Annotated in this window: 15 protein-coding genes; 3 read left to right on the top strand and 12 right to left on the bottom strand. The window is 68.5% G+C overall.

Annotated features, from left to right (window positions below; all coding sequences use genetic code 11):
- Positions 1-15 precede the first annotated feature (15 nt).
- The 9 genes from B043_RS0102010 to dnaK form a co-directional block, all read right to left on the bottom strand.
- Positions 16-702 carry a metallophosphoesterase family protein gene (locus B043_RS0102010; protein ID WP_018460766.1) on the bottom strand — a complete coding sequence of 229 codons (687 nt, stop codon included), beginning with the start codon at positions 700-702 and terminating at the stop codon, positions 16-18.
- A gap of 11 nt (positions 703-713) precedes the next feature.
- Positions 714-1127 carry an Hsp20/alpha crystallin family protein gene (locus B043_RS0102005; RefSeq protein WP_016328944.1) on the bottom strand — a complete coding sequence of 138 codons (414 nt, stop codon included), beginning with the start codon at positions 1125-1127 and terminating at the stop codon, positions 714-716.
- 15 nt (positions 1128-1142) lie between these two features.
- The gene (locus tag B043_RS0102000; RefSeq protein WP_018460765.1) at positions 1143-2327 is read right to left on the bottom strand and encodes a VLRF1 family aeRF1-type release factor; all 1185 of its coding nucleotides are present in this window, start codon (positions 2325-2327) and stop codon (positions 1143-1145) included.
- Positions 2324-2713: a ferritin-like domain-containing protein gene (locus B043_RS0101995; RefSeq protein WP_018460764.1), complete on the bottom strand. Its 390-nt coding sequence runs from the start codon at positions 2711-2713 to the stop codon at positions 2324-2326. Before B043_RS0101995 ends, B043_RS0102000 begins: the two co-directional genes overlap by 4 nt.
- A 10-nt stretch (positions 2714-2723) precedes the next feature.
- Positions 2724-5288 carry an ATP-dependent chaperone ClpB gene (gene clpB, locus B043_RS0101990; protein ID WP_018460763.1) on the bottom strand — a complete coding sequence of 855 codons (2565 nt, stop codon included), beginning with the start codon at positions 5286-5288 and terminating at the stop codon, positions 2724-2726.
- Between the two features lie 163 nt (positions 5289-5451).
- Positions 5452-5688 (bottom strand): chaperone modulator CbpM, encoded by a 237-nt coding sequence (locus tag B043_RS0101985; protein WP_016328940.1) that lies wholly within the window; start codon positions 5686-5688, stop codon positions 5452-5454.
- Complete coding sequence (locus B043_RS0101980) at positions 5675-6514, bottom strand: DnaJ C-terminal domain-containing protein (RefSeq protein ID WP_016328939.1); 840 nt, start codon at positions 6512-6514, stop codon at positions 5675-5677. Before B043_RS0101980 ends, B043_RS0101985 begins: the two co-directional genes overlap by 14 nt.
- Positions 6515-6517: 3 nt before the next feature.
- Positions 6518-7057, bottom strand: coding sequence for a nucleotide exchange factor GrpE (locus tag B043_RS0101975; RefSeq protein WP_018460762.1), 540 nt, complete (start codon positions 7055-7057; stop codon positions 6518-6520).
- A gap of 61 nt (positions 7058-7118) precedes the next feature.
- Positions 7119-8963: a molecular chaperone DnaK gene (gene dnaK, locus B043_RS0101970; RefSeq protein ID WP_018460761.1), complete on the bottom strand. Its 1845-nt coding sequence runs from the start codon at positions 8961-8963 to the stop codon at positions 7119-7121.
- 121 nt (positions 8964-9084) lie between these two features.
- On the opposite strand from dnaK, the gene ftsH reads away from it, so the two are divergent.
- The gene (ftsH, locus tag B043_RS0101965) at positions 9085-10965 is read left to right on the top strand and encodes an ATP-dependent zinc metalloprotease FtsH (RefSeq protein WP_018460760.1); all 1881 of its coding nucleotides are present in this window, start codon (positions 9085-9087) and stop codon (positions 10963-10965) included.
- A gap of 29 nt (positions 10966-10994) precedes the next feature.
- On the opposite strand, the gene B043_RS0101960 is transcribed toward ftsH, so the two are convergent.
- Complete coding sequence (locus tag B043_RS0101960; protein WP_018460759.1) at positions 10995-12140, bottom strand: class I SAM-dependent rRNA methyltransferase; 1146 nt, start codon at positions 12138-12140, stop codon at positions 10995-10997.
- Positions 12141-12188: 48 nt separating this feature from the next.
- Between B043_RS0101960 and sppA the strand changes: the two genes are divergently transcribed.
- Together sppA and B043_RS0101950 are read left to right on the top strand one after the other, a co-directional pair.
- Positions 12189-13121, top strand: a complete 933-nt coding sequence (gene sppA, locus B043_RS0101955; protein ID WP_018460758.1) for a signal peptide peptidase SppA — start codon at positions 12189-12191, stop codon at positions 13119-13121.
- On the top strand, positions 13115-13555 hold the full coding sequence (locus B043_RS0101950; RefSeq protein WP_018460757.1) for an RDD family protein: 441 nt from the start codon (positions 13115-13117) through the stop codon (positions 13553-13555). Before sppA ends, B043_RS0101950 begins: the two co-directional genes overlap by 7 nt.
- Here the strand turns inward: B043_RS0101950 and B043_RS0101945 are convergent.
- Positions 13497-13979, bottom strand: coding sequence for a DUF2939 domain-containing protein (locus tag B043_RS0101945; RefSeq protein WP_018460756.1), 483 nt, complete (start codon positions 13977-13979; stop codon positions 13497-13499). The genes B043_RS0101950 and B043_RS0101945 overlap by 59 nt on opposite strands.
- A 51-nt stretch (positions 13980-14030) precedes the next feature.
- On the bottom strand, positions 14031-14909 hold the full coding sequence (rocF, locus tag B043_RS0101940) for an arginase (RefSeq protein ID WP_018460755.1): 879 nt from the start codon (positions 14907-14909) through the stop codon (positions 14031-14033).
- Between the last annotated feature and the right edge of the window lie 58 nt (positions 14910-14967).

Raw genomic sequence — 14967 nt, 5'->3', positions numbered from 1 at the left:
GTGGGGGGCCGGTCCCTAGCGCACGTTCCCCGTCTCCAGCTTCCTGGAGCGGAGGTCCAAGAGGCTATACTCCCCTTCGGAAAGGTCCCCCGGGACCACCACCCAGCTCGCCCCCAAGATCTCGTGCTTCTGCCCCCGGCCGGCCACCAGGACCAGGAGGGGGTTATGGGTCTTGATGAGGTGGGCCACCTCGTGGCTCCCCCCCTCGCCCAGCCCCTTGTGGTGGGGCATGGTGTGGAAGAGGAAGATCTTGGGGTAGTCCTTGAGGTCCCAGAGGGCCTTCAGGTGGTACTCCGCCACCCAGGCGGGGTAACGGAGGGCCTCCTTCTCCTCGGGCTCCCCGTCGTCCAGGATCTCGCCCCCAATGCCCGCCACCAGGTAGGGCCCCTTCCAGAAGGTGAAGGTCTCGTGGACGTTGCGCATCTCCGGGCGGACGAGCTCAACGTTGGCCGCTTCCCGGAGATACTCCCAGATGGGGGCGTCCAAGGGGCCCGGGACGTAGGCGGTGGGGAGATGGGCCTCGGAGAGGATGCGGAAGAAGGCCGCGTAGTCCCGGCTCTTCGCCGTCTTGGGCATGAGGTTGCCCACCAGGGCGATGGCGTCCGCCCCCGTGTCCGGGGCCAGGCGGACCAGCTTCTCCAACGCCTCCAAGTCCCCCATGGGGTTGGAGGTGGCCAGGATGTACCGCGTGGTGCGCCGCATACCTCACCTCCTCATTCCACCTGCACCTGGATCTTCTTGGGCCGGGTGGCCTCCGCCCGCGGGACGAGAAGGTGGAGCACCCCGTGGCGGAAGCGGGCCTGCACCCTGGAGAGGTCGAAGGTGTTGGGCACGTTGAAGCCCCGGGCAAAGGTGCCGTAGGGGCCCTCCAGGCGGTGGTAGGTGGCGCCCTCCCGCTTCTCAAAAGGCCGCTCCGCCTTCACGGAGAGCACGCCCTCCTCGGCCACCACCTCCACCTTCTCCGGGTCCACCCCCGGGAGGTAGACCAGGATGTGAAGCCCCTCGCCGTCCTCCACGATGTCCACCGGGGGGGCGTAGGTCCTGGGCCCCTGCCCCTGGGCCCCCAGGGCCCGGGCCAGCCGCTCCTGAAGCTCCTCCAGCTCCTTGAAGGGGTCAAACCGCACCATCCTTCCTCACCTCCTTTACCACCGCAAGCGGGCGGCCATGCCGCCGCGCTCCAGCAGCTCCTTTTCCGCCTCGCCCCGCACGAACTCCACCTTGGCGCCGTAGCCCGCGGAAAGCTCCGGCACCAGAAGGGCGAGGGGCTTCTTCAAAGGGGCCTCGCAGAAGGCCAAGGCCCTGGCCTCCTCCGCAAAGGCCAGGCCGTCGCAGAGGTACACCTCCTCCCCCAGGCTCCAGGGGAGAACCCAAAGCTCCACCCGGCCCTCCTGGAGCCTTTCCAGCACCTCGGGGCCGAAGAGGGCCTTGGGGTAGGCCTCCTCCAGCTCCTTAAGGAGCCTGAGCTCCGCCTCCCGCTCAATCTTGGAAAGTTCGGGCTCCAGGCGCTTTAAGACCTGGCCCGGGGTGGCCCCGGGGTGGGGCAGGGAGGGGAGCTCCGCCACCACCCGCTCCCTGAGCCGCTTGGAGAGGTGGGCCTTGAAGAGGGCGGTGTGCTCCAGGGGGCCCATGAGGATGAGGCGGGTGAAGCCCCGCGCCTCAGAAAGGCGCTCCAGCTCGTGGGCCAGGGTCTTGTAGAAGCGGCCCTCCCAGGCCTCGAGGCGCTTGGCGAAGAGGTCCTGCCCCGCCCCACCCCGGGCGATCCCTCCCAGGTTGAAGCGCCGGCCGGGGGCATCCAGGGAGAGGCGCCGCCAGGCCTCGGTATCCAGGGCCAAGAAGGCGTCCTCCACCTCCTCTATCTCGCCGAGGAAGATCTCAAAGACCCGCCACCTTTCCCCGTCCACGTAGACCACGCCGTAGCGCTCGTACTCGTCCAGGGCGTAGACCAAGGGGAGGGCAAAGGGCTCGCCCCAGTGGGCCAGAACCCCGTCCACCAGGTAGCGCCCCCCCTTCTCGTCCAGGAAAGCGGTCTCGACGCTCCGCACCAAGGGCAGCTCCACCTGGAGGAGGAGGGTCTCAAACAGGTCTTCCCCCACGAAGAAGACCGCGGTCTTGGCCTCCAGCACCTGGTTCTTGAGCACCTCCAAGACCCTTTCCATAAGCCCCTCGGGCACCCCCAGGGCCTTCATGGCGTCCTTGGCCCGAAGGGCGTAGGCCCGCCCCGCGTTTTCGGGGTGGGCGGGGTTTACATCCAGGTAGAGGGAAAGGACCGGGGCCTCCTTGGGCAGAACGGTCTCCTTAATGCGCCGAATCTCCTCTTTGCGGATCATAGGCTACCTCCCATCAGCACCACCGCCTTGCGCACCGCCTCCTGGTTCAGGGCCTCCTCCCGCCCGATGCGGGTGAAGAGGGCCTCCAGTGCGGGGTCGGGGAAGGTGCTTTCCAAATAGTGGGCCCGGTCAAACCCCTCCTCCGAGAGGAGGCGGAGGAGGGCCTCGGGGGCGATCTCCTCCGCCTTAGGGCTTGGGGGAAGGGGCAGGGAACGGGCCCTTAGGGCCTCGGCGATGGCCTCCGCGTGGGCCCGCTCCCTTTTCGCCACCTCCAGGAGGAGGGCGCGGACATGGGGGTAGGGCACCCCTTCCGCCGCCCGCTCCGCCCGGAAGGCGTCCAGAAGCTCGTCCTGGTAAGCCTTGGCGAGGAACTCCTCCAGCCGCATAGGCTCCTCCTTAGGCCTCTATCCGGGCGGCCACCTGGAAGCTCAGGCCCTGGGGCGTGGCCTCCACCACCACCTTGTCCCCGTCCTTGATCTCCCCGGAGAGGATCTTTTCCGCCAAGGGCGTTTCCAGCGCCCGCTGGATGACCCGCTTGAGGGGCCTCGCCCCGAAGACCGGGTCGTAGCCCCGCTCCGCCAGGAAGTCCTTGGCGGCCTCCGTGAGCTCCAAGCTGATGCGGCGCTCCCCTAGGCGCGCCCGCAGGTTGGCCAGCTGGATCTCCACGATCTGCCGGATCTGCTCCTTGCTGAGGGGCCGGAAGAGGACGATCTCGTCCAAACGGTTCAGGAACTCGGGGCGGAAGTGGCGCTGGAGCTCGCGGAAGACCCGATCCCGGATGGCCTCGTAGGGGAGACCCTGCTGGAGCCCTTCCAGGATCAGTGGGCTACCCAGGTTGGAGGTGAGGATGATGACCGTGTTGCGGAAGTCCACCGTGCGCCCGTGGCTGTCCGTGAGGCGGCCGTCGTCCAGGATCTGCAGGAGGAGGTTGAAGACATCGGGGTGGGCCTTTTCAATCTCATCAAAGAGGATGACGGTGTAGGGCCTGCGGCGCACGGCCTCCGTGAGCTGGCCGCCCTCCTCGTAGCCCACGTACCCGGGCGGGGCCCCGATGAGCCGGGAGACCGCGTGCTTTTCCATGTACTCCGTCATGTCAATGCGCACCATGGCCTCCTCGGTGTCAAAGAGGGTGGCCGCCAGGGTCTTGGCCAGCTCCGTCTTCCCCACCCCCGTGGGGCCCAGGAAGAGGAAGCTCCCGATGGGGCGGTTCGGGTCCTTGAGGCCGGCCCGGGCCCGGCGGATGGCGTCGGCCACCGCCCTTATGGCCTCGTCCTGCCCCACCACCCGCTTGTGGAGCTCGTCCTCAAGCCTCAAGAGCTTTTCCCTTTCCCCCTCCAGGAGGCGGGACACGGGGATGCCCGTCCAGCGGGAGACGATCTCGGCGATGTCCTCCTCCGTGACCTCCAGGCGCACGAAGCGGGCCCCCTTGAGCTCCTGGCTTAAGGCCTCCACCTCGGCCTCGAGCTTGGGCAGCTCCCCGTAGCGGAGCTCGGCGGCCCGGTTCAGGTCGTACTGCCTTTCCGCCAGCTCAATCTGCCGCCTCACCTCGTCCAGGCGCTGCTGGGCCTCGCGGAGGCGCCTTAGGACCTCCCGCTCCTTCTCCCACTCCGCCCGGAGGGTGGCGATCTCCTGGGCAAGCTTCCCGATCTCCTCCTCTATGGCCTTAAGGCGGGTCTGGGCCTCGGGGTCCTTCTCCTTCTTCAGGGCCTCCCGCTCAATCTCCAGCTGGAGCTTCCGGCGCTCCAGGGCGTCTATTTCCTCAGGGGCGCTTTCCAGGGCCATGCGCAGGCGGGCCGCGGCCTCGTCAATGAGGTCAATGGCCTTGTCGGGCAGGCGCCTTTCCGTGATGTAGCGGTGGGAAAGGGTGGCCGCGGCGATGAGGGCGCTATCCGAGATGCGCACCCCGTGGTGGACCTCGTACTTCTCCTTAAGGCCCCGGAGGATGGAGATGGTCTCCTCCACGCTGGGCTCGTCCACATAGACGGGCTGGAAGCGCCGCTCTAGGGCCGGGTCCTTCTCAATCTCCCGGTACTCGTCCAAGGTGGTGGCCCCGATGAGCCTGAGCTCCCCCCGGGCCAGGGCGGGCTTCAGCATGTTGCCCGCGTCCACGGCCCCTTCCGCCTTGCCCGCCCCCACCACGGTGTGGAGCTCGTCGATGAAGAGGATGATCTCCCCTTGGCTCCCCACCACCTCCTGGATCACCGCCTTCAGGCGCTCCTCAAACTCGCCGCGGTACTTGGCCCCGGCGAGGAGGGAGCCCATCTGCAGGGAGATGATGCGCTTCCCCTTCAGCCCCTCGGGCACATCCCCCTTGACGATGCGCTGGGCCAGGCCCTCCACGATGGCCGTCTTCCCCACCCCCGGCTCGCCGATGAGCACGGGGTTGTTCTTGGTGCGCCTGAGGAGGATCTGGATCACCCGGCGGATCTCCTCGTCCCGGCCGATCACCGGGTCCAGCTTCCCCTCCGCGGCCATCCTGGTCAGGTCAATGCCGTACTGCTCTAAGGCGTTGTAGGTGCCCTCCGCGTGTTCCGTCTGCACGGTCTTACCTCCTCTAAGTTCTTTGAGCGCGGCCTTAAGGGCCTCCAGGGGCGGGAGGCCTGGGGTGGATTCCGCCAAGGCCAGGACCAGGGTGTCCAGGGCCACGAAGCGGTCCCCGAGCTCCCCCATGAGGGCCTCCGCCCGGTCCAGGGTGGCGGCGAGCTCGCGGGTCAAGTACTGCCCCCCTTCGGCCCCCTCCACCCGGGGGAGGCGGGCCAGGGCGGCCTCCGCCTCCTTGCGCACCGCGGCCGCCTCCACCCCGGCCTTGGCGAGAAGCCGCGCGGGGAGGCCCGTGGGATCTTTAAGGAGCACGGCCCAGAGGTGGGCCCGGTCCAGGGCCTGGTGCTTCATGCTCCGGGCCAGGACCTGGGCCTGGGCCAGGGCTTCCCGCGCGGCTTGGGTCCAGCGTTCCAGGTTCATCCCTTACCTCCTGCTGATGTTAGCATATCACCTAACAAACATATTGTCAAGTTTTATGAGGAAAGCCGCTAGAGAAGGTGGGGAGCAACCAGGGGGGCAACGCGAGAAGGAAAGGGGAGGTCTCAAGAGGGATTTTAAGGGAAAAAGGCTGGGAGGAATGTCCCTAGGAACGCTCCAGGATCTCCACCACCAAGGCCGCCCCGATGAGGTTGGCCCCTAGATCGCGGCGGATGCGCTCCGCCTTGGCCATGCGCAGGAGATCGGCCTCCCGGAAGTACCACCGCCCCTCCACCTCCACGGGCTCCACGAAGCCGATCTCCACGTAGGCCCGCACCGCCCCCAAGGAGAGGCCGTAGGCCTCCAGGGCCTCCAGGGAGAGGAAAGCGCTACGCGCGAGCATGGTACACCTCCGCAAGCTTCTTCCAAAGGGCCTCCTCCTCGGGGGTGAGGCGCTCGGGGATGGTGATGCGCACCTCCAGGTAGAGGTCGCCCCGCCCCCCGGGCCCCGGCCAGCCCTTCCCCTTTAGGCGGAGCTTCCGCCCGGCCTGGGTCCTGGGGGGGATGGTGACCTCCACCGGCCCCTCCAGGGTTTCAGCCCGCACCTTGCCCCCCACCACGGCGATGGGCGCGGGGACGTCCAAGGTGGCGTAGAGGTCCTGGCCCTCGAGGCGGAAGCGGGGGTGGGGCAGGAGGCGCACCGTGAGGAGGAGGTCCCCCGGCGGCTCCCCAGGGCCTCCCATCCCCGAAAGGCGGAGGGTAGCCCCCTCCCCCACCCCGGGCGGGATGGAGACCGCGACCCGCCGCCCCCCCACCTCCAAGACCCTTTCCCCGCCCCGGAAGGCCTCCTCCAGGGTGAGGGGGAGCTCGGCCCGTAGGTCCCGGCCCCGCCTAGGGCCCCGCCTCCGGCCAAACCCCCCGAAGAGCCCGCCCCCGAAGAGCTCCTGGAAGAAGTCGGAGAAATCCTCCACCTCAAAGCCCGAGAAGTCGTACCCCCCAGGGGGCGGAGGGGGCGGGGCCTGGGTGGTGCCGTAGGTGTCGTAGATCCTCCGCTTCTCGGGGTCGGAGAGGACGGCGTAGGCCTCGTTGATCTCCTTGAACCTTTCCTCCGCCTCCGGGCTCTTGTTCACGTCGGGGTGGTACTGGCGGGCCAGGCGCTTGTAGGCCCGCTTGATCTCCTCTTGGGTGGCGTTTTTAGGCACGCCCAGGATGGCGTAGTAATCCTTCATGGCCTACTCCACGCCCTCCTCCTCGGGGCTTTTCTCCTGGCCCACGGCCACCCGGGCCGGGCGGACCAGGTGCGCCCCCAGGCGGAAGCCCCGCTGGAAGACCTTGGCCACCTTGCCCGCCTCCCCCGGGAGGAGGCCGATGGCCTCGTGGTGCCGGGGGTCAAAGGCCTCCCCTTCCCCGGGCACCTCCTCCACCCCTAGGGTGGAGAGGATGCGGTAAAAGCCCTCCCGCACCGCCCTCACCCCCTGGAGGATGGTCTCGGGCTTGGCCTCGGCGAACTCCAAGGCCCTTTCCAGATCGTCCAGCACGGGAAGGAGGGCCCTTAGGGCTTTCAAAACCCCCTCCTCCTCCCGCGCCTTGAGCTCCTCGGCCATGCGCTTGCGGTAGTTGTCAAAGTCGGCCAGGAGGCGGAGGTACCGGTCCTTTAGGGCCTGGAGTTCGGCCTCCGTCTGGGCCAGGCGCTCCTCCAGGCGAAGGGTCTCCTCCGCCACCTCCTTCAGGTCTTCCTGCAGGGTTTCCTCCAGGTGGTTTTCCCGTTCCATGCCTTCCTCCTTGGGCCCTTCCCCCGCCGCGAGGGACCCCGCGGCGGGGGAAGGGGCAGGCTTACTCCGCGGGCTTGTAGTCGGCGTCGATCACGTCGTCCGGACCCCTGCCCGAGGCCTGGACCCCCGCCTCGTAGGCCTGGACCGCCCGAAGGAGCTCCTCCGTGGCCCCTTTGAGCTCCTGGTCGGGGGCGTCCCGCTCCACCAGGTCCTTGGCCTTGCGGATGGCCTCCTCCAGCCGGGCCCGGGCCTCGGGGGTGCCCTGCTTCTCCTGGAGGACCCGCTCGGCCTGGATGCGGGCGGTGTCCAGGGCGTTTTTGAGCTCCGCGTGCTCCTTGCGGCGCCGGTCCTCCTCCGCGTGGCGCTGGGCCTCCTCAATGATGCGCTGGATCTCCTCCTCGGAGAGGGTGGTGGTGTTCTGGATGGTGATGGAGGCCTCCTTGCCCGTGGACTTCTCCCGGGCGGTCACGTGGAGGATGCCGTTGGCGTCGATGTCAAAGCAGACCTCGATCTGGGGCACCCCGGCGGGCATGGGGGGGATGCCCTCGAGGCGGAAGCGGCCAAGGCTCTTGTTGTCCTGGGCCATGGGGCGCTCCCCTTGGAGGACGTGGACCTCCACCGCGGTCTGGTTGTGCTCGGCGGTGGTGAAGATCTCGCACTTGCGGGTGGGGATGGTGGTGTTCCGGGGGATGAGGACGGTCATGACCCCACCCTTGGTCTCCACCCCCAGGGAGAGGGGGGTGACGTCCAGGAGGACCACGTCCCGCACCTCGCCCATGAGCACCCCCGCCTGGATGGCGGCCCCCATGGCCACCACCTCGTCGGGGTTCACGGAGCGGTTGGGCTCCTTGCCGAGGAACTCCTTCACCACCCGCTGCACCGCGGGCACCCGGGTGGCCCCACCCACCAGGATGACCTCGTCGATCTGGGCGGGGGTGAGGCCCGCGTCCTTTAGGGCCTGCTCCACGGGACCCCGGAGGCGCTTTAAGAGGGGCTCGATGAGCTCCTCAAACTTGGCCCGGGTGAGCTTCTTCTCCAAGTGGAGGGGGGTCTTGGTGGCGGGGTCCAGGGCGATGAAGGGGAGGCTGATGGTGGTCTCCACCGTGCTGGAAAGCTCAATCTTGGCCTTCTCCGCCGCCTCAATAAGCCGCTGGAGGGCCTGGCGGTCGGCCTTGAGGTCCACCCCGTACTCCCGCTTGAACTCCTCGGCCAGCCAGTTCACGATGGCGTGGTCCATGTCGCTGCCGCCCAGGTGGGTGTCCCCGGAGGTGGCCTTCACCTCAAAGACCCCCTCGCCGATCTCCAGCACGGTCACGTCAAAGGTCCCGCCCCCCAGGTCAAAGACCAAGACCGTCTCGTTCCCCTTCTTGTCCAGGCCGTAGGCCAGGGCGGCCGCGGTGGGCTCGTTGATGATGCGCAGCACCTCGAGGCCCGCAATGCGCCCCGCGTTGGCGGTGGCCTCCCGCTGGGCGTTGTTGAAGTAGGCGGGCACGGTGATGACCGCCTTGGTGATCCTTTCCCCAAGCTTCTTGGAGGCGTCCTCCACCAGCTTGCGGAGGACCATGGCGCTGATCTCCTCGGGGGTGTAGAGCTTGCCCTTCACCTCGATGCGCACCCCCCCGTCGGGGCCGGGGACCACCTTGTAGGGCACGCGCTTGGCCTCCTCCTGCACCTCCTCGTAGCGGCGGCCGATGAAGCGCTTCACCTCAAAGATGGTCCCCTCGGGGTTCAGGACCGCCTGGCGCTTGGCCATGCGGCCCACCAGGGTTTCCCCGTCCCGGAAGGCCACCACGCTGGGGGTGGTCCGCTCCCCTTCCGCGTTCTCCAGCACCACGGGCTTCCCGCCCTCCATGACGGCGATCACGCTGTTGGTGGTACCCAGGTCAATGCCCACTGCCTTGGCCATACTTCACCTCAGAGCCCAGTGTAAGCTTCCATCCAATCATTTGTCAAGAGAGTTGAGCGTATCTTTATCATTGTGCGGCCCGCTACCCCAGGCCCGGGGCCAGGGTGTACCCTGAGGTGGGATGTCCCGCGTACCCTTAAACTTCCTGGTGCTCATCCTGGGGCTTCTCCTCCTGGCCTGGGCCATCAGCCTGGCGGGCACGGTGGGGGGAAGCACGGGCACGGTGAACTACACGACCTTCCTCGAGGACCTCAAGGCGGGCCGGGTCAAGGAGGTGGCGGTGCGCTCGGGGGAAACCCGCATCCAGGGCACCCTCACCGACGGCTCCACCTTCACCACCTACGCCCCCACCCCCCCGGACACCCGCCTCCTGGAGGACTGGGGGCGGCTCGGGGTGGCGGTGCGGGTGGAACCCCCCGCGGGGCAGAGCCCTTTGGGCTTCCTCTGGCCTCTCCTTCTGGTGGGCCTTCTCCTGGGGGCCCTCTTCTACTTCTCCCGCACCGCCCGCACCGGGCCTTCCGACGGGGCCTTCAGCTTCACCAAAAGCCGGGCCAAGGTTCTCACCGAGGCCCCCAAGGTGACCTTTAAGGACGTGGCGGGGGCCGAGGAGGCCAAGGAGGAGCTCAAAGAGATCGTGGAGTTCCTGAAAAACCCCGGGCGCTTCCACGAGATGGGGGCCCGCATCCCCAAGGGGGTCCTCCTGGTGGGCCCTCCTGGGGTGGGCAAGACCCACATCGCCCGCGCGGTGGCCGGGGAGGCCAAGGTTCCCTTTATCACCGCCTCGGGTTCGGACTTCGTGGAGATGTTCGTGGGGGTGGGGGCGGCCCGGGTGCGGGACCTCTTTGAGACCGCCAAGCGCCACGCCCCCTGCATCGTGTTCATAGACGAGATCGACGCGGTGGGCCGCAGGCGGGGAAGCGGCGTGGGGGGCGGGAACGACGAGCGGGAGCAGACCCTCAACCAGCTCCTGGTGGAGATGGACGGGTTTGAGAAGGACTCCACCATCATCGTCATGGCCGCCACCAACCGCCCCGACGTCCTGGACCCCGCCCTCCTCCGCCCGGGCCGGTTTGACCGGCAGGTGGCCATAGACGCCCCCGACGTGCGGGGAAGGGAGCAGATCTTGAGGATCCACGCCCGGGGCAAGCCCCTGGCGGAGGACGTGGACCTGGCCCTTCTCGCCAAACGCACCCCGGGCTTCGTGGGGGCCGACCTGGAAAACCTCCTCAACGAAGCCGCCCTCCTGGCCGCCCGGGAGGGGCGGAAGAAGATCACCATGAAGGACCTGGAGGAGGCCGCGGACCGGGTGATGATGGGCCCGGCCAAGAAGAGCCTGGTCCTTACCCCAAGAGACCGCCGCATCACCGCCTACCACGAGGCGGGGCACGCCCTGGCCGCCCACTTCCTGGAGCACGCGGACGGGGTGCACAAGGTGACCATCGTGCCTCGAGGCCGCGCCCTGGGCTTCATGATGCCCAGGCGGGAGGACATGCTCCACTGGACGAAAAAGCGCCTTTTAGACCAGATCGCCGTGGCCCTGGCGGGGCGGGCGGCGGAGGAGCTCATCTTTGAGGACATCACCACGGGGGCGGAGAACGACTTCCGCCAAGCCACGGAGCTGGCCCGCCGGATGATCACCGAGTGGGGCATGCACCCCGAGTTCGGGCCCGTGGCCTACGCCCTAAGGGAGGACACCTACCTGGGCGGGTACGACGTGCGCCAGTACTCCGAGGAAACCGCAAGGCGCATTGACGAGGCGGTGCGCCGCCTCATAGAGGAGCAGTACGCCCGGGTGAAGGCCCTTTTGGAAGAGAAGCGGGAGGTCCTGGAACGGGTGGCGGAAACCCTTTTGGAGCGGGAAACCCTCACCGCGGAGGAGTTCCAGAGGGTGGTGGAGGGCCTGCCCCTGGAGGAGCCCGCGCCACAGGAGGCCAAGGAGGAGCGGGAGGCCCCCCGGGTGGTCCCCAAGGTGAAGCCGGGGGGAGCCCTAGGCGGGGCCTAAACGCCCACCCCTCCTTTGGGATGGGCGCCTTAAAGGGGGTCGTCCTGGAGGATGAGGGTCTTCAGGTAAAGGCTTTCCGGGATGTGGAGGCTCCAGGGGTGGTCCTGGGGCTGGTAGGTGACCCGGTGGACCCGGAGGCGCCGCCTTTCGTCCCCTGCCGCCCGGCGGGCCACCTCCAGGAGGTCCTCCAGCCTCAGGTAGTAGCTGCAGGCGGAAAGCCAAAGGTACCCCTCGGGGGCGAGGAGCCTTAGGGCCAGGCGCACCAGGTCCACCAGGTGCCGCTTCATGGCGGGAAGCTCCTCGGGCCGCTTCACCAGGGTGGGGGGGTCCAGGAGGACGTGGTGGAAGGGCCCCTCCAGGCCCCTCAGCACCTCCAGGGCCTCCCCGTGGCGGATGTCCACCCTGAGGCCCATCCTTAGGGCGGCCCGGTCCAGGACGGCCAGGGCCTCCAGATCCTTGTCCACCGCCAGGGCGTAGGCCCCCTTCCGGGCGGCCCTTAGGGCAAAGGCCCCCACGTAGCTGTACACGTCCAAAACCCGCTCCCCGGGGCGTACCATGGCCTCCAAAAGCCTCCGGTTTTCCCGCTGGTCCAGATAAAACCCCGTCTTCTGGGCCAAGGCCAGGGGGATGGGGAAAAGGAGGCCGTCCTCCTCCACCTCCAAGACCTCCGGCACCTCCCCGAAGAGGGGGCCGGTGCGGTCCGGGAGGCCCTCCTGGCGGCGGGCCTCGAGGTCGCTCCGCTCGTAGACCCCCTTGGGGCGGACGGCCTCGAGGAGGGCCGGGAACCAGACCTCCCTTAGGGCCTCCATGGCCCGGGCCCGCACCTGGAGGACCAAGATCTCCCCAAACCGGTCCACCACGAGGCCGGGAAGCCCGTCCGCCTCCCCGTGGACCAGGCGGTAAGCGGAACCCAGCCCCGCCCGCCGCGCCAGGGCCCTCTCAAAGCGGGCCAGGAAGAAGGCCCGGTTCAAGGGCCCCCGGTCAAAGCGGAAGGCCCGGAAGGGGATGCGGCTTTGGGGGTCGTAGTAGCCCACGGCCAAAAACTCCCCTTCCGCCCCGTAGGCCTCCGCCACCCCCGCCCCTTCCGGGGCCTCGGCGATCTCGTCCCGGTAGAGGTGGGGGTAGAAGTTCTGCACCTTGCGCCCTTTGCCCGGCTTGGCGAGAACCCTCAGCACCCCTTCACCATACGCCAGACCACTTTGGAGCCATGGTAAACTCCTCCCATGAACCGCAAGCGGTGGCTGGCCCTCCTCCTTTTCCTCCTGGTCCTGGTGGGCCTGGCGCTCCTGGGGCGGGCCCTTCCGGGAAGGGAGAAGGGCCCCTGGCGGGAGGCCACGGTCTTTGGGGCAGGGGAAAAGGTGGTCCTCCTGGAACTTAAGGGAAGCATCCCCACGGGGAAAGCCCTGGAAGACCTCCTCGCCCAGATCCGCCAGGCCCGGGAGGACGGGAGCGTGCGGGCCGCGGTGCTCTTCGTGGAAAGCCCGGGGGGCGGGGTGACGGAAACGGAGGCCCTCTACCGGGCACTCAAGGCCCTTTCCTCGGAAAAGCCCCTGGTGGCCGCCTTCGGGAGCGTGGCCGCCAGCGGGGGCTACTACGCCGCCCTGGCCGCCCGGGAGATCTTCACCCCGCCCACCGCGGTCACCGGCTCCATCGGGGTCATCTCGGTGATGCCCGAGGTCGGGGGGCTTCTAGAGAAGCTGGGGGTGCGGGTGGAGGTGCTGAAGGAAGGGGCCCTAAAGGACATGGCCTCGGGGCTGAAGCCCCTCAGCCCCGAGGAAAGGGCGGTGCTCCAGGGCTTCCTAAAGGAGGCCTACGAGCTCTTCCTAAGCCGGGTGGCCGAGGGGCGGGGGCTACCCCTAGGGGAGGTCCGGCGCCTGGCGGACGGGCGGATCTACACCGGGAAGCAGGCGGTGGCCCTGGGCCTGGCGGACCGGGAGGGGTACCTGGAGGACGCGGCCAGGAGGGCGGCGGAGCTGGCCGGGCTGGAGGGCTTCCGCCTGGTGCGCTACGAGAAGCCCCGGGGCCTGTTGGAAGGGCTTTTGGGGGAGGAGGTGTTCGGCCTACAGGCTAAGGGCGAGGTGGAGGCCCTGCTGGAGGCCCTCCGGGGCCCAGGCCTCCGCCTGGAGTACCGCTACCTAGGGGGTGGGCTATGGTAGCCAGCCCCTGGCGCCGCCTGGTGGCCTCGGTGGTGGACAGCTTCCTCCTCATCCCCCTCTCCTTCCTCTTAGCCCGGCTGGCCGGGGCCGACCCCCTGAACGCCACCCTCCTCCAGGACCTCCTCTTCAACTGGATCCCCAGCTGGGCCTACTTCACCCTCTTCACCGCCTACCTCGAGGCCACCCCGGGGAAGATGCTCCTGGGGCTTAAGGTGGTGCGGGAAGACGGCAGGCCCATGGACCTCCTCACCGCCTTCTTAAGGGAGGTGGTGGGCAAGACCCTCTCCACCCTGCCCCTAGGCCTCGGCTACCTCTGGGCCTTCTTCCACCCAAAGCGCCAGGCCTGGCACGACCTCATCGCGGACACCCTGGTGGTCAGGGCGGGGGAAGGCGAAGCCGCACCACCCTCCAGCGGAGGCCCTGCCGCTCCATGACCAGGCCCGTGGAGGGGTCCTCGGGGTGGTGGACGAAGACCCGCCCCAGGCCCTCCCACCTAAGCCGCCACTTCCGGGCCTCCTCCGGAGGGGCCTCCCCTGGCTCCATCCCCGTACCCAAGGCCGCCAGGCCCTCGGGGGTGAGAAGGGCGTCGGTGAGGGTGTTCACCATCCCCATGGCGAAGAGGAGGCCGAGCCCGGCAAAAGGGTCTTGGGTCTTCCCCATCTCCTTCACCAGGGCCGCGTTGAGATCGGCCTTCAGGGCCTCCCGCACCCGGGGGAAGTCCACGTAGCGCTCCAGGGCCTGGGGGTCCTGCCGCTCCACCGCCTGGGCCAATCCCCTTAGGGCCAGGTAGGGAGCGGCAAAGTAAGCCCCCACCCCCAAAAGGACCAACACCCCCGCGAGAAAAAGGTACCGTTTCATAGGGACCAGGGTACCCTTTCCCGGAGGCTCCCCCGGTGAGGTCTGCACCGGCTAGAGGATCCGCTTTCCAAGAAGGCTTAGGGCCAGGCCCACCATCATCTCCGCGGTGCGGTTCCGCTCGTCCAGAACGGGGTTCACCTCCACCAGATCCAGGCTTTTCACCCGGCCCGACTCCGCCAGGATCTCCATGAGGAGGTGGGCCTCCCGGTAGGAAAGCCCCCCGGGCACGGGGGTGCCCACCCCGGGGGCTAAGGCGGGGTCCAGGACGTCCGCGTCTAAGGAGACGTGGAGGGAGAGGCCCTCCAGGTGGGCCAGGGCCTCCTCGGCGATGCGGGCGACCCCCAGGCGGTCCACCTCGTGCATGGTGTAGACCTTCACCCCCTGCTCCCTAAGCAGGCGGGCCTCCCCGGGGTCCACGCTCCGCACCCCGATGAGGACGATGTCCTTAGGGTCCACCGCGGCGAAGGCCTCCACCAGCCGGGGATGCCCAAGGCCCGAGAGGACCGCCAGGGGCATCCCGTGGATGTTCCCCGAGGGGCTCGTCTCGGGGGTGTTGAAGTCCGCGTGGGCGTCCACCCAGAGCACCCCCACCCGCCCCCGGGCCACCCCGGAGACGGAGCCCATGCTTAAGGAGTGGTCGCCCCCTAAGACGATGGGAAAGACCCCTTCGGGGAGGGCGCGGAGCCTCTCTTTGAGCTCCAGGGCCGCCTGGCGGATCTCCTCCAGGTAGGCCATGCCCCCCCTGCGGCGCAGGGTCTCCGCCAGGGGGACCCGGACATCCCCCAGGTCCTCCACCCAAAACCCCAAGGCCTCGAGGCCCTCCAGAAGCCTGGCGTAGCGCAGGGCGGAAGGCCCCATGTCCACCCCACGCCGCCCCGCCCCCAGGTCCATGGGCACGCCCAAGATGGCCACCCGGTCCATGCGGGCCATGGTAGCAGAAACCCCTTTGCATCGCTTGGGAAGTTTATGCCCCTAGGAAAAGGGCGCC

This window comes from Thermus oshimai DSM 12092, from assembly GCF_000373145.1.
Classification (GTDB): Bacteria; Deinococcota; Deinococci; order Deinococcales; family Thermaceae; genus Thermus; species Thermus oshimai.
Note: the sequence above shows the minus strand (reverse complement) of the source record. Positions and strands in the feature narration are given on the sequence as shown.